20 protein-coding genes are annotated in these 22,725 nt (G+C 64.7%); 13 read left to right on the top strand and 7 right to left on the bottom strand.

Annotated elements, in window-relative coordinates:
* The first annotated feature begins 15 nt into the window (after positions 1 to 15).
* Positions 16 to 2,175, top strand: coding sequence for a methylmalonyl-CoA mutase (gene scpA, locus RX331_RS11820; protein WP_317256734.1), 2,160 nt, complete (start codon positions 16 to 18; stop codon positions 2,173 to 2,175).
* A gap of 72 nt (positions 2,176 to 2,247) precedes the next feature.
* On the top strand, positions 2,248 to 3,000 hold the full coding sequence (locus RX331_RS11815; protein ID WP_410708268.1) for a PdaC/SigV domain-containing protein: 753 nt from the start codon (positions 2,248 to 2,250) through the stop codon (positions 2,998 to 3,000).
* Between the two features lie 12 nt (positions 3,001 to 3,012).
* Here RX331_RS11815 and RX331_RS11810 read toward each other — a convergent pair whose 3' ends face one another.
* Positions 3,013 to 3,483, bottom strand: a complete 471-nt coding sequence (locus RX331_RS11810; protein ID WP_317256732.1) for an SRPBCC family protein — start codon at positions 3,481 to 3,483, stop codon at positions 3,013 to 3,015.
* A 220-nt stretch (positions 3,484 to 3,703) separates the two neighbouring features.
* On the opposite strand from RX331_RS11810, the gene RX331_RS11805 reads away from it, so the two are divergent.
* The 6 genes from RX331_RS11805 to RX331_RS11780 all read left to right on the top strand — a co-directional run bounded on the left by RX331_RS11805 (position 3,704) and on the right by RX331_RS11780 (position 10,130).
* Positions 3,704 to 4,699, top strand: a complete 996-nt coding sequence (locus RX331_RS11805; RefSeq protein ID WP_317256731.1) for a tripartite tricarboxylate transporter substrate binding protein — start codon at positions 3,704 to 3,706, stop codon at positions 4,697 to 4,699.
* Between the two features lie 65 nt (positions 4,700 to 4,764).
* Positions 4,765 to 5,250, top strand: coding sequence for a tripartite tricarboxylate transporter TctB family protein (locus RX331_RS11800; protein ID WP_317256730.1), 486 nt, complete (start codon positions 4,765 to 4,767; stop codon positions 5,248 to 5,250).
* Between the two features lie 3 nt (positions 5,251 to 5,253).
* Positions 5,254 to 6,768 (top strand): tripartite tricarboxylate transporter permease, encoded by a 1,515-nt coding sequence (locus RX331_RS11795; RefSeq protein ID WP_317256729.1) that lies wholly within the window; start codon positions 5,254 to 5,256, stop codon positions 6,766 to 6,768.
* A gap of 50 nt (positions 6,769 to 6,818) precedes the next feature.
* On the top strand, positions 6,819 to 7,811 hold the full coding sequence (gene meaB / locus RX331_RS11790) for a methylmalonyl Co-A mutase-associated GTPase MeaB (protein ID WP_317256728.1): 993 nt from the start codon (positions 6,819 to 6,821) through the stop codon (positions 7,809 to 7,811).
* Entirely contained in the window at positions 7,808 to 8,464 is a 657-nt protein-coding gene (locus tag RX331_RS11785; protein ID WP_317256727.1) for a pyroglutamyl-peptidase I, read from the top strand. Before meaB ends, RX331_RS11785 begins: the two co-directional genes overlap by 4 nt.
* A gap of 295 nt (positions 8,465 to 8,759) precedes the next feature.
* Positions 8,760 to 10,130, top strand: coding sequence for a TIGR03808 family TAT-translocated repetitive protein (locus tag RX331_RS11780; protein ID WP_317256726.1), 1,371 nt, complete (start codon positions 8,760 to 8,762; stop codon positions 10,128 to 10,130).
* A 21-nt stretch (positions 10,131 to 10,151) separates the two neighbouring features.
* Here RX331_RS11780 and RX331_RS11775 read toward each other — a convergent pair whose 3' ends face one another.
* From RX331_RS11775 to RX331_RS11760, 4 genes are all read right to left on the bottom strand, one after another.
* A complete protein-coding gene (locus RX331_RS11775) occupies positions 10,152 to 10,667 on the bottom strand; it encodes a TIGR03809 family protein (protein ID WP_317256725.1) in 516 nt (171 codons plus the stop codon).
* A gap of 466 nt (positions 10,668 to 11,133) precedes the next feature.
* The gene (locus RX331_RS11770) at positions 11,134 to 12,864 is read right to left on the bottom strand and encodes a S8 family serine peptidase (protein WP_317256724.1); all 1,731 of its coding nucleotides are present in this window, start codon (positions 12,862 to 12,864) and stop codon (positions 11,134 to 11,136) included.
* A 34-nt stretch (positions 12,865 to 12,898) separates the two neighbouring features.
* Positions 12,899 to 13,606 (bottom strand): hypothetical protein, encoded by a 708-nt coding sequence (locus RX331_RS11765; RefSeq protein WP_317256723.1) that lies wholly within the window; start codon positions 13,604 to 13,606, stop codon positions 12,899 to 12,901.
* On the bottom strand, positions 13,603 to 14,172 hold the full coding sequence (locus RX331_RS11760; RefSeq protein WP_317256722.1) for a sigma-70 family RNA polymerase sigma factor: 570 nt from the start codon (positions 14,170 to 14,172) through the stop codon (positions 13,603 to 13,605). Before RX331_RS11760 ends, RX331_RS11765 begins: the two co-directional genes overlap by 4 nt.
* Before the next feature lie 419 nt (positions 14,173 to 14,591).
* Between RX331_RS11760 and RX331_RS11755 the strand changes: the two genes are divergently transcribed.
* A complete protein-coding gene (locus RX331_RS11755; RefSeq protein WP_317256721.1) occupies positions 14,592 to 15,743 on the top strand; it encodes a GGDEF domain-containing protein in 1,152 nt (383 codons plus the stop codon).
* 65 nt (positions 15,744 to 15,808) lie between these two features.
* Positions 15,809 to 16,936 carry a DUF2336 domain-containing protein gene (locus tag RX331_RS11750; RefSeq protein ID WP_317256720.1) on the top strand — a complete coding sequence of 376 codons (1,128 nt, stop codon included), beginning with the start codon at positions 15,809 to 15,811 and terminating at the stop codon, positions 16,934 to 16,936.
* On the opposite strand, the gene RX331_RS11745 is transcribed toward RX331_RS11750, so the two are convergent.
* Both RX331_RS11745 and RX331_RS11740 read right to left on the bottom strand, forming a co-directional pair.
* Positions 16,926 to 17,564, bottom strand: coding sequence for a DUF1109 domain-containing protein (locus RX331_RS11745; RefSeq protein ID WP_317256719.1), 639 nt, complete (start codon positions 17,562 to 17,564; stop codon positions 16,926 to 16,928). The two genes, RX331_RS11750 and RX331_RS11745, sit on opposite strands and share 11 nt — an antisense overlap.
* Before the next feature lies 1 nt (position 17,565).
* A complete protein-coding gene (locus RX331_RS11740) occupies positions 17,566 to 18,111 on the bottom strand; it encodes a sigma-70 family RNA polymerase sigma factor (protein WP_317256718.1) in 546 nt (181 codons plus the stop codon).
* 360 nt (positions 18,112 to 18,471) lie between these two features.
* On the opposite strand from RX331_RS11740, the gene RX331_RS11735 reads away from it, so the two are divergent.
* From RX331_RS11735 to RX331_RS11725, 3 genes are all read left to right on the top strand, one after another.
* Positions 18,472 to 19,167 (top strand): hypothetical protein, encoded by a 696-nt coding sequence (locus RX331_RS11735; RefSeq protein WP_317256717.1) that lies wholly within the window; start codon positions 18,472 to 18,474, stop codon positions 19,165 to 19,167.
* 131 nt (positions 19,168 to 19,298) lie between these two features.
* A complete protein-coding gene (locus RX331_RS11730) occupies positions 19,299 to 20,078 on the top strand; it encodes an enoyl-CoA hydratase (protein WP_317256716.1) in 780 nt (259 codons plus the stop codon).
* 647 nt (positions 20,079 to 20,725) lie between these two features.
* A complete protein-coding gene (locus RX331_RS11725; RefSeq protein WP_317256715.1) occupies positions 20,726 to 22,717 on the top strand; it encodes an autotransporter outer membrane beta-barrel domain-containing protein in 1,992 nt (663 codons plus the stop codon).
* The last annotated feature ends 8 nt before the right edge of the window (positions 22,718 to 22,725 follow it).

The following is a 22,725-nucleotide window of genomic DNA, read 5'->3' as shown; positions in this document are numbered from 1 at the left end:
GTTATGATGGGTACCATGAGCCGCATACCTGACTTCGCAGATATCGCCTTCGAAGCCGTAACGCCCGCAGCCTCCGCCGGCGGCGCCGGGCCGTGGCTGACGCCCGAGGGCATCCCGGTGAAAGCCGCCTATAGCGAAGCCGACCTCGAAGGCATCGACTTCCTGGAGACCTGGCCGGGCATCGCGCCCTATCTGCGCGGCCCCTACCCGACCATGTATGTCAACCAGCCCTGGACCATCCGGCAGTATGCCGGCTTCTCCACGGCGGAAGATTCCAACGCGTTCTACCGCCGCAACCTCGCCGCCGGCCAGAAAGGCCTGTCGGTCGCCTTCGACCTCGCCACCCACCGCGGCTACGACTCAGATCATCCGCGCGTCTCCGGCGACGTCGGCATGGCCGGCGTTGCGATCGATTCCATCTACGACATGCGCACGCTGTTTGCGGGCATTCCGCTCGACCAGATGAGCGTGTCGATGACCATGAACGGCGCGGTGCTGCCGATCCTCGCGCTGTTTGTTGCGGCTGCCGAGGAACAGGGCGTTCCGCCGGAGAAACTGTCGGGCACCATTCAGAACGACATTCTGAAAGAGTTCATGGTGCGCAACACCTATATCTATCCGCCCGCGCCCTCGATGCGGATCATCTCCGACATCTTTGCGTACACCTCGCAGAAGATGCCGAAGTACAATTCCATCTCCATTTCCGGCTACCACATGCAGGAAGCCGGCGCGACGCAGGATCTCGAGCTCGCCTATACGCTGGCCGACGGCGTCGAATACTTACGCGCCGGCCTCGCCGCCGGCCTCGATGTCGACCGCTTCGCGCCGCGGCTGTCGTTCTTCTGGGCGATCGGCATGAATTTCTTCATGGAAGTCGCCAAGATGCGCGCCGCACGGCTGCTGTGGGCCAAGCTGCTCAAGCCGTTCAATCCGAAGGACCCGCGCTCGCTGTCGCTGCGCACGCATTGCCAGACCTCCGGCTGGTCGCTGACCGCGCAGGACGTCTTCAACAATGTGATGCGCACGACGATCGAGGCGATGGCAGCGACGCAAGGGCACACCCAGTCGCTGCACACCAACGCGCTCGACGAGGCGCTGGCGCTGCCGACGGATTTCTCGGCCCGCATCGCCCGCAACACGCAGTTGTTCCTGCAGCAGGAAAGCGGCACCAACCGCATCATCGATCCCTGGGGCGGCTCCTATTATGTCGAACGGCTGACCCACGATCTCGCGCAGAAGGCCTGGGGCCATATCCAGGAGGTCGAGGCGCTCGGCGGCATGGCCAAGGCGATCGAGGCCGGCGTGCCAAAACTGCGCATCGAGGAAGCCTCCGCCAAGACCCAGGCGCGGATCGATGCCGGCAAGCAGGCCGTGATCGGCGTCAACAAATACAAGCCGGCCAACGAAGCGCCGATCGACGTGCTGAAGGTGGAGAACTCCACGGTGCGGCGTTTGCAGATCGACAAGTTGAAGCGGCTGCGCTCCGAGCGCGACCAGAAGGAAGTCGATGCTGCGCTTGCCGCGCTGACGCGCAGCGCCGGCGAAGGCAACGGCAATCTGCTCGCGCTTGCAATTGATGCGGCGCGCGCCAAGGCAACCGTCGGCGAAATTTCGGACGCGATGGAAAAGGTGTTCGGGCGTCACCGCGCCGAGATCAAATCCATCACCGGCGTCTACAAGCGGGAGGCGTCCGCCATGTCCAACCGGGTCGAGAAGGTGCAGGAACTGATCGATGCGTTCGAGACCGCCGAAGGCCGCCGCCCCCGCATCCTCGTCGCCAAGATCGGCCAGGACGGCCATGACCGCGGACAGAAGGTGATCGCCTCGGCCTTTGCCGATGTCGGCTTCGACGTCGATATCGGGCCGCTGTTCGCCACCGCCGACGAGGCGGCGCGGCAGGCGGTGGAGAACGACGTCCACATCCTCGGCGTCTCGTCGCTGGCGGCCGCCCATCTCACCGCAGTGCCGGAGCTGAAGGCCGCGCTGAAGAAGCACGGCCGCGAGGATATCATGATCATCATCGGCGGCGTGGTGCCGCCGCAGGATTACGAGGCCCTCTATGCGGCCGGCGCCGAAGCGATCTTCCCGCCCGGCACCGTGATATCAGATGCCGCCGAAGAGCTGATCCGCAAGCTCAACGCCCGGCTCGGCCACAGCAGCGAGGCGGCGGAGTAGCTCTCCGCAGGCCCGCTTCTTCCCAAAGGGTTTTCCTTGCGCGGTCTTGCATTGCTAACACTCACCCGGACCATCGGCTTGGCGGGCACGATTGCGTGCGCTGCGACGCTGGCGTTTGCCGCCGAACCCAAGCCGGACTTTTCCATCAAGACCAAATGGGTCGAGGCCAGCGTCATCCTCGACGCGCAGGTCAAGGCCGATCCGATGCTGGCGGCGAACTGCCTGGCCGAGGGCAAGGCATGGGCCGAGAAGAACCGCGCCGATGCCGATAAGGAACGCAAGCAGGACCCGGACCTGTTCCGCAATCCGTGGTCGTATGAACGGAAGTACGAGACGCGCTCGGTGGTCGATGGCCGCTATGTCAGCATCGTTAGAGCGGATTACGAGTATACGGGCGGCGCACACCCCAACTCTTCGTCCGATACGATCCTGTGGGACAAGTCAGCCGGCAAGCGCATCAGCATCCGTCCGTTCTTCACAGAGACCGCCGACAACGGCCCGGCGATGAAGGCGATGCGGCAAGATGTCATTGCTTCGCTCAAAGCGGAAAAGAAGAAGCGCGGCGCAGAAGGCCTCGATGCCAGCACCATCGAGGCGATCGAGCCAAAACTGCTCAAGATCGGGCCGGTCTCGCTGGCGCCGTCGACCGAGCAAGGCAAGAGCTCCGGCCTCACGTTTCACTATTCGCCTTACGCGGTCGGCTCCTATGCCGAAGGCGAGTACATGGCCTTCGTGCCGTGGGAAAAATTGAAGCCGTTTCTGACGCCCGAGGGCATCAGAATTTTCGGCGGTGCGCGGCCGAAGGAGGACGAAGACCGGCAATGACGGCTTGCGCCGTCAAGCCGCCTTGCGGTCCAGCGTTCTTTCCAGCGAGTGGGTCCAGTCCGGAATCCAGGACTGGAACAGGGCGCGCCAGCGGTCCTCGTCCTGCGGTGCCGTGTCGAGTTTGACCGACCATTCGATGAAGGTTCGGTCGCCCTCGACGACCGGCAGCAGGTGCATCGTTCCCTCATAGCGTGTCGGCGCTGGAACGTCGGACTCCGATTCGGACGGAAACGAGAACGGATCGATGCCGGCATAGGTCAGCGAGTGCGCCTGGTCGGAATGGCCCGCCAACCGCTGCCGGATCCAGCTGCCGAGATAGCAGAAGCGCCTGACGGCGCCGACCTCGTCGCCGCCTCTGTCGTCCTCGATCATGCTCTCGCTGACCCCGTCGATATAGGCCGGGTAGTTGTTGAAATCGCGGATCAGGGCCCACACGGTTTCGAGGGGGTGGTTCAGCACGGTGCTGTAATAGGCTGTCGTCATGGTTCTCTCTGTCATCGACGCGGCCCGATCAGTGAGCCGCACATGAATACCTATTGCGGGTAGCCCAAGCGCGGCCACCCGATTTCCGGATGTGGCGAGATGCCCACCGGTGATGCGCAGCCATGACTGGCCAACGCCTTGCGACCCCAACGCAAAGCCGCCTACAATGGTCGCATCACGAAGAGCGTCCGGCTTCACGGATGCCGAGGGAGGATCAATAATGTCCAAAAAGATCACGCGCCGCGCCTTTGCGGCTTCATCCGCGGCTGCCGCAGCCGTCGCAGGTCTTGGCCTCAAGCCGGCCTCGGCGCAGGCCTATCCGGCACGTCCGGTGACCGTGATCGTTCCCTGGGGCGCCGGCGGCGGCACCGATGCGACCGCGCGCATTGTCGCGGCACTTTTGGAAAAAGACCTCGGCCAGCCGTTCAATGTCGTCAACCGGACCGGTGGCTCCGGCGTGGTCGGCCACTCCGCGATCGCAACCGCCCCGGCCGACGGCTACACCATCGGCATGCTGACGGTCGAAATCTCGATGATGCACTGGCAGGGGCTGACCGAACTCGCGCCGAAGAGCTACACGCCGCTGGCGCTGATGAACGAGGACCCGCCCGGCATCCAGGTCAGCTCCACCTCGCCCTACAAGACGGTGAAGGAACTGGCCGACGCCATCAAGGCGGCGCCTGCGGGCAAGATGAAGGCGTCCGGCACCGGCCAGGGCGGCATCTGGCATCTGGCGCTGGTCGGCTGGCTGCAGGCGATGGGCCTGCCGCCGAACCACGTCGCCTGGGTGCCCTCGAACGGCGCCGCACCGGCGATGCAGGACCTTGCGGCCGGCGGCCTCGACCTCACGACATGCTCCGTGCCGGAAGCGCGCGCCATCATCGAGGCCGGCAAGGCGCGCAGCCTCGCGCTGATGTCCCACGCGCGCAACCCCGCTTTCCCCGACGTGCCGACGCTGAAGGAAGCGATGGGCATCGATTACTCGACCGGCGCCTGGCGCGGCATTGCCGGACCCAAGGGCATTCCGGCCGATGTGGCGACCAAGCTGACCGCAGCGCTGAAGAAGGTTTACGAGTCCAAGGAGTTCAAGGAGTTCATGAGCAACCGCGGCTTCGGAACGGTCTGGGGCGACGCCACCGAATTCGCCGCCTTCATGGACAAGGGCGATGCCCAGATGGGCGTGGCGATGAAGGCCGCCGGTCTCTCCAAGGCCTAATTTGAAGGCCTGATTTGAAGGCCCGATCCTGATCGGCTGATCATCGTCTGCTGCGGAGCCAGTTCATGCGTCTTCCCGATCGCGTCACGGGAGTGTTTCTCGTTGGCCTCGGCGCTGCCGCCGCCTATGGCGGCTGGCAGTTGCCGCCGGTGCCCGGCCAGCCGGTCGGGCCCAATGTGTTCCCGCTGGTGATCGGAACGGGGCTCGCGCTATGCGGGCTCGCGATCGCGCTCGGCATCGGCCACTCCTTCGAAGAGGAAGAAGAGCTGATCCCGGTCGAGGGCGGCCAGCCGCCGCCACCGGCCAGCAAGCTCTACGGCCTGCGCGCCCTGCTGCCGCCGGCCCTGCTGTTGTTCTACGTGGCGGTGGCCGACACACTCGGCTTCATCATCACCGCGGCGCTGATCGTGTTCGTCACCTCGACCGCGCTCGGCGCGCGCTGGAAGCTGTCGTTGCCGCTCGCCGTGCTGGCGCCGATCGGCATCCACCTGATTTTCTCAAAATTGCTGCGCGTGCCGCTGCCGGCCGGGCTGCTGCCGATGCCCTGGTGACCGATGCTGAAAACCCTGCTTGATGCGTTCGCGCTCATCTCCACCTGGGAAGTCATCGTCGCGATGTTCGCGGCATCGGTCTATGGCCTCGTCATCGGATCGCTGCCGGGCCTGTCCGCCACCATGGCGACCGCGCTGCTCGTCCCCGTCACCTTCTATCTGTCGCCGATCGCCGCAATTGCCACCATCGTCGCGGCCTCCTCGATGGCGATCTTTTCCGGCGACATTCCCGGCGCGCTCTTGCGCATTCCCGGCACCCCCGCCTCGGCGGCCTATGCGGACGAAGCCTATGCGATGACGCGCAAGGGCGAGGCGGAGCTTGCGCTCGGCGCCGGCGTCTGGTTCTCCGCGGTCGGCGGCATCGCGGGCACGCTGTCGCTGATGATCCTGGCGCCGCCGCTCGCCGAGATCGCCCTGTCGTTCTCGACCTTCGAATATTTCTGGCTGGCGCTGCTCGGCCTGATGTGCGCGACGCTGGTCGCGCGCTCCTCCCCGGTGAAGGCGATCGCCGGCATGTTCATCGGCCTGCTGGTCTCCTGCATCGGCATCGAGAATCCCGGCGGCGTGCCGCGTTTCACGTTTGGCGTCACTGACCTGTTCGGCGGCATCGAGCCGATCCCGGCGCTGGTCGGTGTCTTTGCCGTGGCCCAGGTGATGCGTGCGATGCTGACGCCGGAGCCGCCGCCAATCCCGCGGCGCAAGTTCGGGAGCATCATGGCCGGCCAGTGGCTGCTCACCAAAAAGTATCACTGGCAGATGACGCGCGGGAACATCATCGGCATCATCATCGGCGTGCTCCCGGGCGCCGGCGCCGACATGGCCGCCTGGGTCAGCTACGCGATGTCGAAACGCTTCTCGAAAGAGCCGGAGAAGTTCGGGACCGGCCACGTCGAGGGCCTGGTCGAGGCCGGCGCCAGCAACAATGCCAGCATCGCCTCCGGCTGGGTGCCCTCGCTGCTGTTCGGCATTCCCGGCGACACCATCGCGGCGATCGCGATCGGCGTGCTCTACATGAAGGGCCTCAACCCGGGGCCGACGCTGTTCACCGAAAAAGCGTCGAGCATGTACGCGATCTATCTGATGTTCATCATCGCCAACATCATCATGATCCCGTTCGGCATCGTCATGATCCGCCTCGCCAGCCACGTGCTGCGCGCGCCGCGCTCGACCGTGATGCCTGTCATCATGCTGTGCTGCGCGGTCGGCTCGTTCGCCATCGGCAATAACATGTTCGGCGTCGTCACGGTCGCGACCTTCGGCGTGATCGGCTATGTCATGGAGGAGAACGGCTATCCGGTCGCGGCGATGGTGCTCGGCATCGTGATGGGCACCATGATCGAGCAGAGTTTCGTCACCTCGCTAATCAAGTCCGACGGCAGCGTGCTGCCGTTCTTCGAGCGGCCGATCGCCGCCATCCTTGCCGCCATGGCGATCGGCGCGCTGATCTGGCCGGTGCTGGTCTGGGTGTGGCGGAAGATCAGGCGCGCGCCCGTTCCTGCCGCGTCGCCCGGTGAATGAACCGTGCAGGCCCCCTCGCCTGCACGGCACGGCCGTTGTAAACCACCGGCATGACCCTGCCGAAGACTGCCTCCCTCGATATCAAGAAGCTCGCCAAGGACCTCCGCGCCGGCCAGCGCGCAGCGCTGGCGCGGGCGATCACCCTGATCGAGAGCCGCCGCGCCGACCACCAGGCCGCCGCCCGCGACCTAGTGCAGGCGCTGCTATCAGATACCGGCAAGGCATTCCGCGTTGGCATCACCGGCTCGCCCGGCGTCGGCAAATCCACCACCATCGATGCGCTCGGCATGTTCCTGATCGAGCGCGGTCACAAGGTCGCGGTGCTCGCGGTGGACCCCTCCTCAGCCCGCACCGGCGGCTCGATCCTCGGCGACAAGACGCGGATGGCGCGGCTGGCGAATTCGGAAGCCGCCTTCATCCGGCCCTCGCCCTCCTCAGGCACACTCGGCGGCGTCGCCGCAAAAACCCGTGAGGCGATGCTGCTCTGCGAAGCCGCCGGCTTCGACGTGGTGTTGGTCGAGACCGTCGGCATCGGCCAGTCCGAAACCGCTGTTAGCGACATGACCGATTTCTTCCTGGCGCTGATGCTGCCGGGCGCCGGCGACGAGTTGCAGGGCATCAAGAAGGGCCTGGTCGAGCTCGCCGACATGATCGCGATCAACAAGGCCGACGGCGACAACATCAAGCGTGCCAACCTAGCGGCCGCCGAATATCGCTCCGCGCTGCATATCCTGAGCCCGCGCTCGGAACATTGGCATCCGCCGGTCGTGACCTACTCGGCGCTTACGGGCGCGGGCATGGACGCGCTGTGGCAGAAGGTCGTCGATCACCGCACTGCCATGAATGCCTCGGGCGAGTTCGCAGGGAGACGGCGTGAGCAGCAGGTGAAATGGATGTGGTCGATGCTGGAGCAACGCATGATGGCGCGGCTGCGTTCCGATGCCGCTGTTCGTGCCAAGGTCAAGAAGACCGAGGCCGACGTCGCCGAAGGCCGCATCACGCCGGCACTCGCCGCCGAGCAGATCGCGGAGTGGCTGCGGTGAGCGAAAAGCTGCGCGTCCTCATCACCGGCTTCGGCCCATTTCCCGGTGCGCCCTACAATCCGACGCAGCCGCTGGTGGCGCGCCTGGTCCGGCTGCGTCGCCCTGCTTTCGACAACGTCGAACTATCCAGCCACATCTTTCCTGTGACCTACAGCGCGGTCGACCGGCAATTGCCGCTCGCTCTGCAGCAACACAAGCCGCATGCGCTACTGATGTTCGGTCTCGCCTCGCGCACGCCCTACTTGAGGATCGAAACCCGCGCCCGCAACGCCGTGACCATGCTGTGGCCCGACGCCGCGCAGACCCGCGCCCGCAAAGGATCGATTGCCGACGGCGCCGATGCGCAGCGGTTCGGGCCACATACCGCAAAGCTGCTGCGTGCGGCTGAGGGTACCGGGATCGACGCCCGCGCCTCGCGCGACGCCGGCAGCTATCTCTGCAACTATCTGAGCTGGCGCGCGATCGAGGCCGTGGAGGCCGATAGCGGCCCTCGCCTCGCCGCCTTCATCCACATCCCGCCGCTGGCGCGCAGCGGCGCCGGCAGGCGCAAGGGATTTCCGCGCATCACGCTGGAGGAACTCGTCGACGCCGGCGAGGCGATGCTGCTGGAGATGGTGCGGCTGGCGAGAAGGGCAGCCCGCGAAGTCGCGTGATCCGCGGCGCGTCCCCCGGATGCTGCACAGCGCCACAAGCGCGTTTACGCGCGTCTTCGACACGCTATGCGGTGCGCCGCTGTTCCGGGGTCCATTGGGTCCCGGCTCAGCGGTGCATCGTAAAGAACGCTGCACCGCGTCCGGGACACGACCTATCGCGTAAGTCGCTCAACATTAACCCTACCCTCAACAATCACTCGCTTTGCTTCCTGGTCTTCACCATGCGGAGCTGCATTTCCGCGATACCTAGGGAAACGCTGACGCCGTGACCCGCAGGACGCGAGGGCCATTCACCATGGACATGAACCGCCGACATCTCATTGGAGCCTCTGCCGCCGGTGTTGCCGGCGCGCTTGCGATGTCGCCGGACGCCGCTCGCGCGGCGCCGCTCACCTCCACGCTCGGGCGTGACGTCACGCACTTCGGCGTGCGCCCCGGCAGCCCCGACGACCAGACCGCCAAACTGCAGCGCGCGATCGACGAGGCGGCGCGCGCGCAAATGCCGCTGGCACTGCCGCCGGGAATCTATCGCACCGGCATGCTGCGCCTTGCGAACGGCACGCAACTGATCGGCGTGCGCGGCGCGACCAAGCTCGTCTTCACCGGCGGCGCCTCCATCCTGCTCAGCGAAGGCGCCGGCAGCGTCGGCCTGAGCGGCCTGACGCTCGACGGCGGCAATATTCCCCTGCCGGAACGGCGCGGCCTCGTGCACTGCCTCGGCGGCCGCGACATCCGCATCGCCGATTGCGAAATATCAGGCAGCGGCGGCAACGGCATCTGGCTCGAGCAGGTCTCCGGCGACATCTCCGGCAACATCTTCACCAAGATCGCGACGACGGCGGTCGTGTCGTTCGACGCGAAGGGCCTGATCGTCTCGCGCAACACCATCATCGATACCAATGACAACGGCATCGAGATCCTGCGCACCGCGATCGGCGACGACGGCACGCTGGTGGCCGACAACCGCATCGAGGATATCAAGGCCGGGCCCGGCGGCTCCGGGCAGTATGGCAACGCCATCAATGCCTACCGCGCCAGCAACGTAATCGTGCGCGGCAACCGCATCAGGAATTGCGACTACTCGGCGGTGCGCGGCAATTCGGCCTCCAACATCCAGATCACGGGCAACAGCGTCAGCAATATCCGCGAGGTCGCGCTCTATTCGGAATTCTCGTTCGAGGGCGCGGTCATCGCCAACAACACGGTGGATGGCGCCGCGCTCGGCGTCTCCGTTTGCAATTTCAACGAGGGCGGCCGCATCGCGGTGGTCCAGGGCAACATCATCCGCAACCTGTTGCCGAAGCGGCCGATCGGCACCGCGCCCGACGACGACGCCGGGATCGGCATCTATGTCGAGGCTGATACGACGGTCACGGGTAACGTGATCGAGAACGCGCCCTCGTTCGGCATCATCGCCGGCTGGGGCAAATATCTGCGCGACGTCGCCATATCAGGCAACGTGATCCGCAACGCCTTCGTCGGCGTCGGCGTGTCGGTGCTGCCAGGCGCCGGCACGGCGCTGGTCAATAACAACATGATTTCGGAAACCCCGCGCGGCGCCGTGGTCGGGCTCGACCACGCCCGCACCATTACGACCGACCTGTCGGCCGAAGGCGCCCAGCGCTATGCGCAGGTGGTGGTGGGCGGCAATGCGGTCAGGCGCTAGCCTGCGCCCGCCCCGCGCCGCCTACAGCGCGTTGCGCAGCAGCGGGTAGCGCTCCTTCATCGCGTCGAGATCGAGCGCCGGGACCTCCATCTCGTCGAGCGCGAGCACGTCGGGCACAGACGGCGCTTCGTCCGCCACGGCAATCCGGGCCTCCAGCGCGATCAGGAATTCAGCCGACGTATCGCGCGGCGGCACGGTCGCCGGCACCGCCTGCGGCTGAAGCTGCACAATCGGCCGGCGATAGCCCTCATCGCGCGGCAGCGGCGTCAAGGGCAAGGGTGAGGTTCGGCGGCGGCCGAGCCAGGCCAGGTCGATCGTCGTGTTGTCGAGCGCGGCTTCGCGGTTCAACAGGTCGCGCCAGGTTGCGACCGCAGCCTTGGCTTCCTGGATGTTTTCGAGAAATTCGCGTTCAGTGTGATAGCGGCGCCAGCGTCCGGTCTCGAACAGTTCAGTGAGATGTTCCAACCGTTGCTCGGCGAGGTTGCACCAGCGCGCAACGATGTTGCGGCCGCGCGCCACGTCTGCTGGATGTGCCATAAATTAGCCCGTAAGAGAGAGACGGACGCAGACGCAACCAGAGACGAATCAGTTTGGAGATGACAGGGATATTCTGTGGAAAACTTTTTCGTTGTCCAGAGCGTGAAGCTACGGAAGTGCGGCGCAATCGAAGATACCCGCACAAATACCGAGCTATTCGCTCAATCGACGGCGTCCGCCCGGTGACCGCCCGGCTTCCGCTAGTGCACGGCACCGCATGTCGCGCGCCCGCCAGGAAAATATCGGCCGAAAATGAAAGACCCGTCCGGGGGGACAACCGGACGGGTCAAAGCCATATGGGGCGCTTGGGGGTGGATGGGCGCTCGCGCCGAATACAGCCACTGGGGAGGGATTACCGCTCCCACGTTCATAAGTCGCAGCACCCTCCCGGCACGTTCAAAACGGCGGGCGATTTTTTTAACCTTTTGTTTGGGAGCGATTGCCCGGAAAATGCGGCGTAACGGCGCTATTTGGCGGCGTTTGCGGTCGATTTGTCCGCCGCCATCGACGGCGGGGCATCGTTGAGCGCCCGGCTCACGGAAGCGTTATCTGCGGCCGGATCGACTGCCGGGGTCTTTTCCGGCGGCTTGCCTGTAGCCGAGGCCAGCGGAACCACAGGCGCGGCGGCAGCCGCAGTAACGGCAGCAAAGGCGTCGGCCTCGCCTGCCCCGAACTGCTCGTCGCGACCGGGAGTACCGAGATCGCGCGCGGTCTTGGTCAGGATGGCACGTACGTCAGCCGGCTTCAGCGCAGGATTACGCTCCATGATCAGCGCCGCGACGCCGCTGACATAGGCGGCGGAGAACGAGGTGCCCGACGTGATCTGATATTTTTCATCCGGCGCCGGCAGGAAGATGTCCGCGCCGGGTGCTGCGACCGCGATATGGTTGCCGCGGTTCGATGCCGTGAACAGTTTTTCCTGGGCGTCGGTGCCGCTCACCGCGACGACATTCGGGTTGGCGGCGGGATAGAGCGGCGGCGATTTCGCGCCGGCATTGCCGGCGGCAGCCACCATCAGGATGCCGCGCGCCGCCGTTGCGGCAATCCCGCGCTCGATCAGCGGATCCTTCGGGCCGGCAAAGCTCATATTGATGATCTGCGCGCCGTGCTCGGCCGCATAGTCCAATCCCTTGAGGATCACATAGGAGGTACTCTCTGCCCCCTTCGCACCCGAGCCGAAGGCGCGGATCGCGATCAGCCTCGCCTCCGGCGCGCTGCCCATCAGCTTGGCATGGGCGACGATCGCGCCTGCGATGCCGGTGCCATGGGTATGCGGGCCTTCCTTGCTGCCGAGCGCATCGAAACTATCGGCGACCGAGTTGGCGAGTTCGGGGTGTCGGGCGTCGATGCCAGAATCGATCACGGCAATGGTCACGTTCATGCCGCGCACGACCGCATGCGCCTGCGGCAGCCGAAGCTGGGCGACCGCATATTGCGCAGCGTTGCCCTCGACCGCGGGCTTCCTCTGGTCCTGCAGGAAATAACGGAAATTGGCCTGCACCGAACGCACGCTGCCGTCGGCGGCGAGTTCGCGGCGCACCGTGTCCACCGGCCGGTTATCGACGATGCGGAACAGGCCGATCGTGCTATCGAGCAGCCGAAAACCCTGCGAGGCAATGCGCTCCAGGCCGTGGCGCCGCGCCAGCTCGTCGGCCTCGGCGCTCGACAGCGCACCATCGATCTCGGCAACGAGTTCGTTCTTGACCGCGCGCAGATTGACCGCCGCCTGCGCGTTGTTCTTGCCCGAACCACCCTTGCCCTTCTTCGCCGTGTTGCCGGCATCGCCGCCGGCCGACATCACCGGGCGATCGAAACACTCGCCGTCGGGGCCGCGTAACGCTGTCTGGCAGGCCGGATAGAGGTTGGGCGAAAACCGCGCATAGGGCAGCGTCGACATCACGCCGGCCCCGGGGCGCACGCGCATCGTCGAACTCATGGTGCCGAGCCGGGTTGGCGGCGTCCGCGCCACGCGGTCGACGCTCACGTTCGGCCGGGCTGCGACACCTGGGTTGATGCGCGGCGCGACCGTCGGATTGATGGTCGGCACCCGGGCGCCGACGTTCAGATTGGGGGTGCGCATGAGACTTTGCGCATGCACCGCCGAGGCGCCGAGCGCGATCAGCGGCAACAGCGCGGCCGATAACGCCCCCACGGTGCGCAGGGTCCTCAGCCGCCAACTTTCGCGATTCCGAACCATGCGACCTCGGCTTGCCCGGCCCGCGCGAACGCCTTTACGGCGTCGCCACCGCCAGGCTGACGATCTTCTCGCGCTGCAGCCTGGAGATCAGGCCGGCGGCCTCGTCCTTGCTCATCGCCTTGCCGAACTGCAGGCGGAACATGCCGCCCTTGGCGCCGTCGATCGAGGCTTGGTAATTGTCGAGCAGCGCCGTGATGTCTGCGATCCGCGCCTCGGGCGCAAATTGCACCAGCGCACGGGTCGGTGCGAGGCTGCCTCCAAGGTCGCGCGTAATCGGACCCGAAGACCGCTCGTCCGTGCTCATCGACGCTGTCTGGAACGAACCGCCCTGGTTCTTCATCAACACAGCGCCGATCACACCGGCCTGCAATAGCAGCGCCACGGCGCCGAGGCTCGCCGACCAGGCGAGCGTGCGTGGCGACAGGCTTGCAAAAAATTGCGATACGCGCGCAGACAGGCTCACCGAACGCGAGGGCTCGCGCGCCGGCTCCGCCTCAATGGCAGCAAACAGCTTCTGCATGGCGCGCGTGGACGGCGCGCCCAGGCTCTCGTTGAGGCTGATCGTCTCGGCATATTCTTCGCGGATGACGGCATATTGCCGGGCAAGATCGGGATCGCTGGCGAGCGCTTCCTCGACGCGGCGTGCATCCCGCGCGTTCAGGGTGCCGGCCGCATGGAAGGGCAACAGCATCTCGATCTCGCCGGGCTCTTGATCCAGCATTTTTCTGCTCGTTGCCATCATGGCCAACCTCGCTCGATGCCTGCTGCCTTGAGCAACTCGGCCAATTTCTTGCGCGCATAAAACAGGCGCGTCTTCACGGTGTTCTCCGGAATTCCGACGATTTCGGCCACCTCTTCCACGGACTTCTCGTGGTAGTAGACGAGATCGACGATCTCCCGGTGCTCAGGCGAAAGCCCGGTTAGGCACTTCCGCAACGCTTCACCCGTATCCTTCTTCTGCACCACCACTTCCGGATCGTCGGACGTATCCTCGATCGCGTTCGCGGTTTCTTCGTCCAGCCCAACGTCCTTGCGGCGCCTTAGTGCCGAAAGGGCCTTGAACCGGGTAATCGCCAACAGCCAGGTGGTAACGGCGGAGCGGCCTTCGAACTTGCCGGCCTGACGCCACACATCGAGAAAAACCTCGCTGATGAGATCTTCCGCGACTTGTTCATCCCTTACGAGCCGAAGCCCGAAGCGGAACACCCTGACATGGTGCCTTCCGTACAGCACCTGCATGGCGAGCCGGTCGCCTTGAGCGATCCGAGCGATCAGAATTTCGTCTGAAGCCGCCTGTGTCGCACTCAATGGCCGTCTCGCAAGGTTGGTCGGACGGGGGTGGCCGGCGGTTCGATGTGGTGAGTGAGATTCTTCACATTACGGCAATGCCGTAGCTGCATGTGTGACTTACCCCACAGACGGACATGACCGGGCCACCCCCCCGGCAGAAACGAACTAAGCCCCGAAACTGGTATCATAATAAGGAAACACTTTCCTAAAGACGTGCAGCCCGCAACCTTAGCAAGGCTTCGCCGGCAGGGCAGCATCCACGTGACGTATGGACTGGCCGCAAAGGCGGGTTCCACACTATCGGAATCCGGCAGATTTCCATTGTGAAAACAGTGCAATGGTAGGGTTTTAACGGACCCGATTCGAGGCCAAAAGATACCAAACCTAAAGGCTTTATTCCCTAAAGTTTCGTCCGGCATACTCCAACAGCGACGGACATGAGCAGCGCGGTTTCATTGCTTCAGGGGCAAGGCTCCCAACCTGCGACCACCCACGCCACCGCTCGCAAGCCGCCGGAGCTATTGAAGCGCCGGGTCGGCCAGCGCCGCCACATGCTGGGCGTCCAGGTCGTCAGCTACGCGCTGATCGGATCGGTCCTGCTGGTCTATTGCTATGCGGGCACCATCCCACTCATCATCCCGGCCGCCTACTTTATCTCCGGCATCGGTCTGGTTTCGATCTTCATCGTGCTGTCCGAAGCGCACTTCAACGACCGCTTCGAGGACCACTATCTCACGATCTACCAGGTCGCCGGCCACGTCGCGCTCCAGCTCGGCTTTCTGCTGGCGGCGCCGCAGATCGGCTTTGTCTTTCTCAGCGTCGTCTTCCTGATCTTCGGGTTCGGCGCGCTGCGAATGACGTCCCGGCAGGCGATCATCTCCTGGACGCTCACCATGATCGGCCTGGCGCCGATCTTCCTGTTCAGCAGCACCCCGATCGGCCTGCCGATTACCACCCAGACCGAACGCCTCGCGGCCATGCTGTCCTTTGTGCTGACGATCGGGCAATGCGCCTTTGTCGGGCTCTACGGCTCGACCATGCGCAAGATGCTCTACGACCGCAGCTTCGAATTGAAAGCGGCGTACAAGCGGATCGAGGAGCTTGCCGAGCTCGACGAGCTCACCGGGGCGTCCAACCGCCGCAGCATCATGCGCATGCTGGAGGAGGAGATCGCGCGGTCTACCCGCAACGGCTCGCCCTGCTCGATCGCACTGATCGATCTGGATTACTTCAAGCGCATCAATGACTGCTACGGCCATCCGACCGGTGACGAGGTGCTGCGCACGTTTTCGATCACCACCTTCGCCAATATCCGCAGCGTCGATCGGTTCGGCCGTTATGGCGGGGAGGAATTTTTGCTGGTGCTTCCCGACATGGACATCGAGCGCGCGGCCAGGGCACTGGACCGCCTGCGGACGATCATTGCCGATCTGGACTGGAGCGCATTCTCGCCCGGCATGAAGGTGACCCTATCCGCCGGCGTCGCAACGCTTAATCCGAACGAGACGTCAGACACATTTCTCGCGCGCGCCGACAGCGCGCTCTATGCAGCCAAGGCACAGGGACGCAACTGCATTACCAGCGCCTGATCCGATATTTCAGTTCAACTCCGGCGGCGAAGAAGTCGTTGCCGGCTTTGCTCCAGGACAGAGTCATGATTTCGAAAGCCGCTACGGTCCCCTCTCCCGGAAGTCTGCTCGATGAGCTGCAGTCCACGCTCTCGCACGGCACCGTCGCACGCCGCGTCGAGACGCTGCGGCGCGTCACCGATCTCTTCATCAACGGCGCGGTCGATTATTCGGACGAGCAGGTCGGGCTGTTCGACGACGTCTTCCAGTGCCTGATCGACCATATCGAAACATCGGCCAAAATGCTGCTGGCCAACCGCCTGGCGCCGATCGATACCGCGCCGCCGCTCACCATCCGCGCCCTGGCCTTCGACGACGTCATCGAGGTGGCCGGTCCCGTGCTGTCGCAATCGGCGCGCCTCGACGACAAGACGCTGATCGAGAATGCCCGCAGCAAGAGCCAGGCGCATCTGATGGCGATTTCGACCCGCAGGACGCTGAGCGGCGCGGTTACCGACGTGCTGGTCCAGCGCGGCAACGATGACGTGGTCCAGTCGACCGTTAACAATCCCGGTGCCGAATTCACCGAGCGCGGATTTACCCGCCTGGTCGACCGCGCCGCGGGCAATGACAATCTCGCGGCCTCTGTCGGCATGCGGCCTTCGCTGCCGAGGCATCTCTACCTGAAACTGCTCGCCAAGGCCTCCGACACCGTGCGGCAGCGGCTGGAAGCCGCCAACCCGCAGCAGGCGGCCGTGGTGCCGACCGTGGTCAAGGAAGCGACGCGGCGCGCGCGCTCGGCGACCTCGGCGATCACGCCAGACACCGATATCGCGCATGCGCTGGTCAAGTCGCTGCACGAAGACGGTCGGCTCGACGAATCCCAGGTGGCAAAGTTTGTCGAGGCGGGAAAATTCGACGAGGCCAACGCCTCGATCGCGGCGCTCGCCAATCTGCCGGTGGCGATCGCCGAGAACATGATGCTGGAAAGCCGGGCCGAGGGCGTGATGATCCTGGCCAAGGTCGCGGGGCTGTCCTGGCCGACGGTCCGGACCCTCATCAAGATGCGCGATGAAGTGTCCGGCGCGGAGCCGAGCGATCTGAACGCCTGCAAGGACACCTATGAGCGCCTGCGGCCTTCGACGGCCCAGCAGGTGCTGCGCTTCCACCGCATGCAGGAGAATTCGCCGACCACGCTGGTTCCTAGTATTTGAGCCATTTCGCGCCGACAAGCGCGCCGATCGCGGCCACGAGCGCGGTTGCGATCGTGTACCAGGTGGCCACGAACAGCGGTGAATCGTCGGTGCAGTGCGAGGCGTAGAGCGTCGCCGCCAGCCCCGCCGACAACAAGCCGGCGAGCGCACCTGCGACAGCCGGCCGCGACGGTGCCCCATGGCGCAGCCCGATCAGGCTGGCTGCCAACAGCGGCAGCGACAGCAGCGGGATCGCCACCAGGCAGACCGACGAGTTCTTGCCGACCATGCGGGTCATCATCGGCATCCGCTGCGGCATCATCATCTCGCCGCCGATGGCTGCGGCCAAAATCCCGACCGGAGCGAGCAGCAGCCAGCCAAATCCGCGCAGCGAGGCCTCCGGCCGCGACAGATGCAGGCTGACGGCAATCGCCGCAATCGCCAGCGCCAGCGTCACCGCGAATTTCAGGTCGAAGAACGGGTTGCGCATCGCCGTCATCACGTCGGGCCGGACGCCGAGCTCGGTAAAGAACATCAATAGCGAGACCGGCGCGGCGGCGAGCAGCGCCAGCATCAACGCGAAACCGACGGGGCGCTCGCGGTGGGCATTGTCGGCTGCCAGCGTTCGAATGAGCTGATCGGTATCCATTTCAGTGTTCCCGTAGCTTCGCCGTCAGGCTGGCCAGCCCGCGATGCAACGCGACCCGCACCGCGCCCTCGCTCATCGAAAATTTCGCCGCCGTGTCCTTGATCGAGGCGGCGTCGACGGCGATCGACTGCAGCACCTCGCGCTGCCGCGCCGGCAGCGTGTTGAGCTGGGCGGCGACCTCGCTCGCCGAGACGGTCTCGGCCGGGGCCTCGCCCGGCAGCGTCTCGGCAAAATCGTCGATATCGACGAAGATGCGCCGGCCGCGGCGGCGCAGCGCATCGATCAGCTTGTTCCGGGCGATGGCGAACAGCCAGGGGGCAAAGGGGGCGCTGACATCCCAGGTATGGCGCTTTAGATGGACCGCCAGCAAAATGTCCTGCACGATGTCCTCGGATTGATCGACCGGTTGCCCTGCGCGCGCCAAGCCGCGGCGCGCCGCAGCCCGGAGCACCGGCGTGACGGCCTTGAGCAGGCGATGATACGCCGTATTGTCGCCTGCGATGGCCGACCGCATCAGGCCGGTCCATTCGTCATCCCGCTCGCGCACCCGCGCTCCTACCTTGCAATTCGGCCTATCTTTCAATTTGTTACACTACCACAGTCCGATCACGAAGTCGTGATCATGGCCGCGGACGCGCCCTCGCCCGCTGCCGCCGCCCGAAGGCAATCGGGATGGCCGGCCTGCGCGAACGGCAGGCTCATAACATCGATTGCGCAGCCTCGCATCCGCCGCAGCTCACCTCCAGGCAGCCAGTGACGGCCCAAATGCCTGCCCTCTTATGTTCGCTGCAACACCATTGCCCAGCTTTCGCCCGGTGTTGCCCGAAGATTCCCTCTTTCTGCCGCGCTGTGGACATCGGCAGGGTCTCATTTCGTCGCTGGGCGGCGGCAAATGGGGAGACTCTACATGACGATCAAAGCCAGCGCGCGATCGGCCATGCTTTTTGCGGCAGGGATTCTGGTGAGTTTGGCAGGGCCTGGGCCTGCGGTCGCCGCGGGCACCGATAGCGCGACTGTCTCGAAATCAGAGGGCGCAACGTCGGACAAATCCGTCAGACAGGGGTCGCGCTACCTGAAAAAACGCTACGCCCATCACAAACCTGCACGCTCGGCGGAAAAATCCGACGAAAACAGGAAGGTCGAGGAAAAGCAGGTCGCCGACGCGAGTGGCCGCAGCACCCCGCCTGCCATGCCCGACTGGCTCTCCAACGCCAACGCCCAGATGACGGCGACCGACGCAGCGTCCGATGGCGCCAAAGACAGCGCGAAGGCGATGTCCGCCGCCATGTCCGAGAAGGCCAACACGGTGCTGCAGACAGCGGCTGACCAGCAGGCCGACGCGCAGGCCCCGGCTGAGGCCGGCGCGGCCGCCTCCGACCAGCTCAACGACCTCGACCGGGCGCTGCATGAGACCCCCGCCACCGCAACGAGTGCCACGCAGGGGGTTGTCTTGGCCTCCACCTCCAAGCCGACGTCAGAGACCGTGGCGCAGGCCAGCAACGACAGCTCCACGCTGGACAGGACCTCGATGATCGGCAAGATCTTCATTGCCGTCGGCGCGCTACTCACGGTGGCGTCCGCCGCGCGCATGTTCATGGCCTAGCCGGCCACGCCCTGGCTACGTGCACCGGGCGCGGCCTCGCCGCGTCCGCTCGGCGACCCATCCTCCGCCCCACTTGAAGCCCACCCCGGCAGCGGGCACATTGCCCGTAAATCAGCTATCCGGGGTGCACTATGGCGACGTTCGAATACATCATTGTCGAGAGCAAGGGCGCGGTCGGCATCATCACGCTGAACCGGCCGAAAATGCTCAATGCGCTGTCGTTCGGCGTGTTTCGCGAGATCGCGGCTGCCGTCGACGACCTCGAGGCCGACGATAAGATCGGCTGCATCCTGCTGACCGGCAGCGAGAAGGCGTTCGCCGCCGGCGCCGACATCAAGGAGATGCAGCCGAAAGGCTTCATCGACATGTTCTCCAGCGATTTCACCGCGATCGGCGGCGACCGCGTCGCCACCTGCCGCAAGCCGACGATCGCGGCCGTCAGCGGCTATGCGCTCGGCGGCGGCTGCGAGCTCGCGATGATGTGCGACATCATCATCGCATCCGACACCGCCAAGTTTGGCCAGCCCGAGATTACGCTCGGCACCATCCCCGGCATCGGCGGCACCCAGCGCCTGACGCGCGCGATCGGCAAATCCAAGGCGATGGACCTCTGCCTCACCGGACGCATGATGGATGCGGCGGAAGCCGAGCGTTCCGGCCTCGTCAGCCGCGTCGTGCCGGCGGACAAATTGATGGAGGAAGCGCTTGCCACGGCGGAGAAGATCGCCGCGATGTCGCGCCCCGCCGCCGCCATGGCCAAGGAAGCCATCAACCGCGCTTTCGAAACGCCGCTCTCCGAAGGCATGAATGTCGAGCGCAATCTATTCCACTCGACGTTCGCGCTGGAAGATCGCGCCGAGGGCATGGCGGCGTTCATCGAGAAGCGCAAGCCGGTGAATAAGAATAGGTGATGGCCTCGTATGACGCGGAGATAGCAACGCAACACTCGATCGTCATCCCCCGCGCATGCGGGAGATCCAGTACGCCGCGGCTTATCGGTCCACACTGGAATTATGGTGGCAGCGCATTCAATTGATCAATCGCCCTAAGGTTGTCATCATGTGAGATGGCCCGCCTCGCCCGTGTCGTCATCCCGACATTCCGCACCACGTGACGCAACCTGGCAACGGCCGGACGCGAACGTTCTTAGGCGAGGATGATTACGCGCTCTATCGCGACCTGCTCGCCACGTCCTGTCGCGCCGCGGGCGTGGAAATCTGGGCTTGGTGCCTGATGCCGAAACCACATCCATCTGATTCTCGTGCCGTCGGATGCCGACGGGCTGCGTCGCGCGCTGGCGCCGGTGCACCGCTGCTATGATGGCATCGTGAGTCTGACGATTTTCCTCGAGATTTTCCTGTGCAGCCCAGAAGCGCATCCGAGCCCGCATTCCGCCGGCCGAGTGCGTACTTCAACCAATCGCGCGCCGCGATGAGGGGATCTGTTTACTTCGAATGGGGGCACCAGGCTCTTTTTACCCAATTGGGTCATGCCCGGTCAGAGCCGAAAGATTATGAGCGGCAGGTATAGGGGACAAAGCACATTTTTGGGGTTCGAAATGATGTTACGCGGCCTGGGGGTCTTGAGCCTGGGATTGATCGTCGCCGGTTCGGCGTCGGCACAAACCTTCAATCAGCTCGTTGGATTTGGCGATAGTTCGCTCGACAGCGGATACTTTCGATACACCAGCACCGGCTGGAACAATGAAGCCCGGTTTGTAACCGCGCGCGCCAACGGCGCCTCGATCACGGGGTCCGCCGGCCTGATGAATACCGATTTCCTGGCGGCATCGTTCGGATTGACCCTGGCGCCGAGCAGCGCGCCGGGCGGAGGAACCAATTTTGCGGTCGCCGGGGCCGAGAACAATTCGCCCAACATCGGAGGAGGTCCCAGCCCATCCACGGTGCAGCAGATCAACAATTACCTTGCTTCGACGGGCGGGCAGGCCAATCCGGACGCGCTCTATATCATCCGCTCCGGCGGCAATGACCGCGCCGCCTTCGTGGCCGCTTATCAGGCGGCCAATGGCGGCGCCTCGCCGCCACCCGGTCTGTTCAACGTGGCCGTGCAGCCCAGCCTGGCCGCGCTGGAGGCATCTATCAGACAACTGAGCGCAGCCGGCGCGCGCTATATGATCTTGCCGACCTACTTCACCACCAATTCCGATTTCATAGCCTACCAGCAGCAGCTTTGGGGCGACCTGTCTGCCGCGGGCGTCAAATTCATTCCCGCGGATTCTAGCGCACTTAGAAAATACGTCGCCGCGAACCCGGCGGCGTTCGGCTTCACATCGGTTGTGCCACCAGCAAGCGGCGGCGTTTCCGCATGCAACCCCCAAATCGGCTTCCCCGGCGCCCAGGGCTACGGACTCATTTGCGTTCCCTCGACTACGCCCGCCGGTGCCGGCGCAAACGGGACGGCGTATCTCAGTTCGCAAAATTCCCTGCAGACCAGTCTGTTCTCGGACGATCAGCATGTTTCGCCGGCCGGACAGAAGATCGAGGCCGACTATTTCTATAGCCTGATCGTTGCGCCGAGCCAGATTTCGTTCCTCGCGGAAGCGCCGGTAAAGACGCGACTGGGGGTCGTCAACGCGATCACAAACCAGATCCCGCTTTCCTTCAGCACGCCGGGCGCGTTCCACGGCTGGGTCAGCGGCGACGTCTCCTGGTTGAAGATCAGGAATAGCTATCCAGGTTTTCCGGACGATCCAGGGACGCCGGTTGCGGCGACCGCCGGCTTCGATTACGCGATCACGCGTGACTGGCTGGTCGGCGCGGCTTTCTCCGGCGGCACCACCAAGCAGAGCTTCAGCCTTGGCGGCGACTATAGGCAGACCGAATACGCGGTCAGCCTCTACAGCGCCTACCGCAAAGATGCTTTCTGGCTTCATGGAATCGCGACCTGGGGAACGTTGAACGACGACATCAACCGCATGGTCCCGCTCGGCATCACGATGCAGTCCAATCGCGGGAGTACCGATGGCACCAACATCTCGGTTGCGGCAGAGACGGGTTATAATTTCCGGACCGCTGTTGGATCCCTTCCTGCTGCAGCCGGTGGTGCGCTCAAAGCACCGGCGGCCATGCCGATCTATCTTACGCATGGGCCCATCTTTGGAATCATCGCCCAGCAGGTGCACCTCAATCCATTTGCGGAAACCAATGCGAGCGGCGCGCCGACCAACCTGGCATTCGCAAGCCAGCTTCGCAATTCGGCAGTCAGCGAGCTCGGCTATCAGGCGAGCCTCAACCTCGGTATCTGGGAGCCCTACGCCAGGGCTGTGTGGAATCACGAACTCGCCGGCAGCGGCCGGCTCGTCACGGCCTCGCTTCTCAGCATCACAGCCCCGAGCTATTCACTGCCGGCGGTGTTGCTCGGAAAGGATTGGGGCTCGGGGACGGTCGGCACGCGCATCAAGTTCGCGCCCAACGCCACCGCATTCGCAGCATTCTATTCTCAATTCGCCCAGAACAACGCCACCACCTATGGCGGGCAGATCGGTGTGAACGTTGCTTTCGATTCCCCTGCAGTTGGTGCCAAGTACTGAGATTGGCA

The organism is Bradyrhizobium sp. BWA-3-5 (assembly GCF_032917985.1).
Lineage (GTDB): Bacteria > Pseudomonadota > Alphaproteobacteria > Rhizobiales > Xanthobacteraceae > Bradyrhizobium.
Note: the sequence above shows the minus strand (reverse complement) of the source record. Positions and strands in the feature narration are given on the sequence as shown.

What these genes read in the sequence shown, in the direction of transcription:
- RX331_RS11745 (WP_317256719.1), bottom strand. Translation starts at nt 17,564, where the DNA reads ATGGATACCGATCAGCTCATTCGAACGCTGGCAGCCGACAATGCCCAC.
- RX331_RS11725 (WP_317256715.1), top strand. Translation starts at nt 20,726, where the DNA reads ATGATGTTACGCGGCCTGGGGGTCTTGAGCCTGGGATTGATCGTCGCC.
- RX331_RS11765 (WP_317256723.1), bottom strand. Translation starts at nt 13,606, where the DNA reads ATGATGGCAACGAGCAGAAAAATGCTGGATCAAGAGCCCGGCGAGATC.
- RX331_RS11735 (WP_317256717.1), top strand. Translation starts at nt 18,472, where the DNA reads ATGACGATCAAAGCCAGCGCGCGATCGGCCATGCTTTTTGCGGCAGGG.
- RX331_RS11795 (WP_317256729.1), top strand. Translation starts at nt 5,254, where the DNA reads ATGCTGAAAACCCTGCTTGATGCGTTCGCGCTCATCTCCACCTGGGAA.
- RX331_RS11810 (WP_317256732.1), bottom strand. Translation starts at nt 3,483, where the DNA reads ATGACGACAGCCTATTACAGCACCGTGCTGAACCACCCCCTCGAAACC.
- RX331_RS11780 (WP_317256726.1), top strand. Translation starts at nt 8,760, where the DNA reads ATGGACATGAACCGCCGACATCTCATTGGAGCCTCTGCCGCCGGTGTT.
- RX331_RS11805 (WP_317256731.1), top strand. Translation starts at nt 3,704, where the DNA reads ATGTCCAAAAAGATCACGCGCCGCGCCTTTGCGGCTTCATCCGCGGCT.
- scpA (WP_317256734.1), top strand. Translation starts at nt 16, where the DNA reads ATGAGCCGCATACCTGACTTCGCAGATATCGCCTTCGAAGCCGTAACG.
- RX331_RS11755 (WP_317256721.1), top strand. Translation starts at nt 14,592, where the DNA reads ATGAGCAGCGCGGTTTCATTGCTTCAGGGGCAAGGCTCCCAACCTGCG.
- RX331_RS11750 (WP_317256720.1), top strand. Translation starts at nt 15,809, where the DNA reads ATGATTTCGAAAGCCGCTACGGTCCCCTCTCCCGGAAGTCTGCTCGAT.
- meaB (WP_317256728.1), top strand. Translation starts at nt 6,819, where the DNA reads ATGACCCTGCCGAAGACTGCCTCCCTCGATATCAAGAAGCTCGCCAAG.
- RX331_RS11775 (WP_317256725.1), bottom strand. Translation starts at nt 10,667, where the DNA reads ATGGCACATCCAGCAGACGTGGCGCGCGGCCGCAACATCGTTGCGCGC.
- RX331_RS11770 (WP_317256724.1), bottom strand. Translation starts at nt 12,864, where the DNA reads ATGGTTCGGAATCGCGAAAGTTGGCGGCTGAGGACCCTGCGCACCGTG.
- RX331_RS11800 (WP_317256730.1), top strand. Translation starts at nt 4,765, where the DNA reads ATGCGTCTTCCCGATCGCGTCACGGGAGTGTTTCTCGTTGGCCTCGGC.
- RX331_RS11730 (WP_317256716.1), top strand. Translation starts at nt 19,299, where the DNA reads ATGGCGACGTTCGAATACATCATTGTCGAGAGCAAGGGCGCGGTCGGC.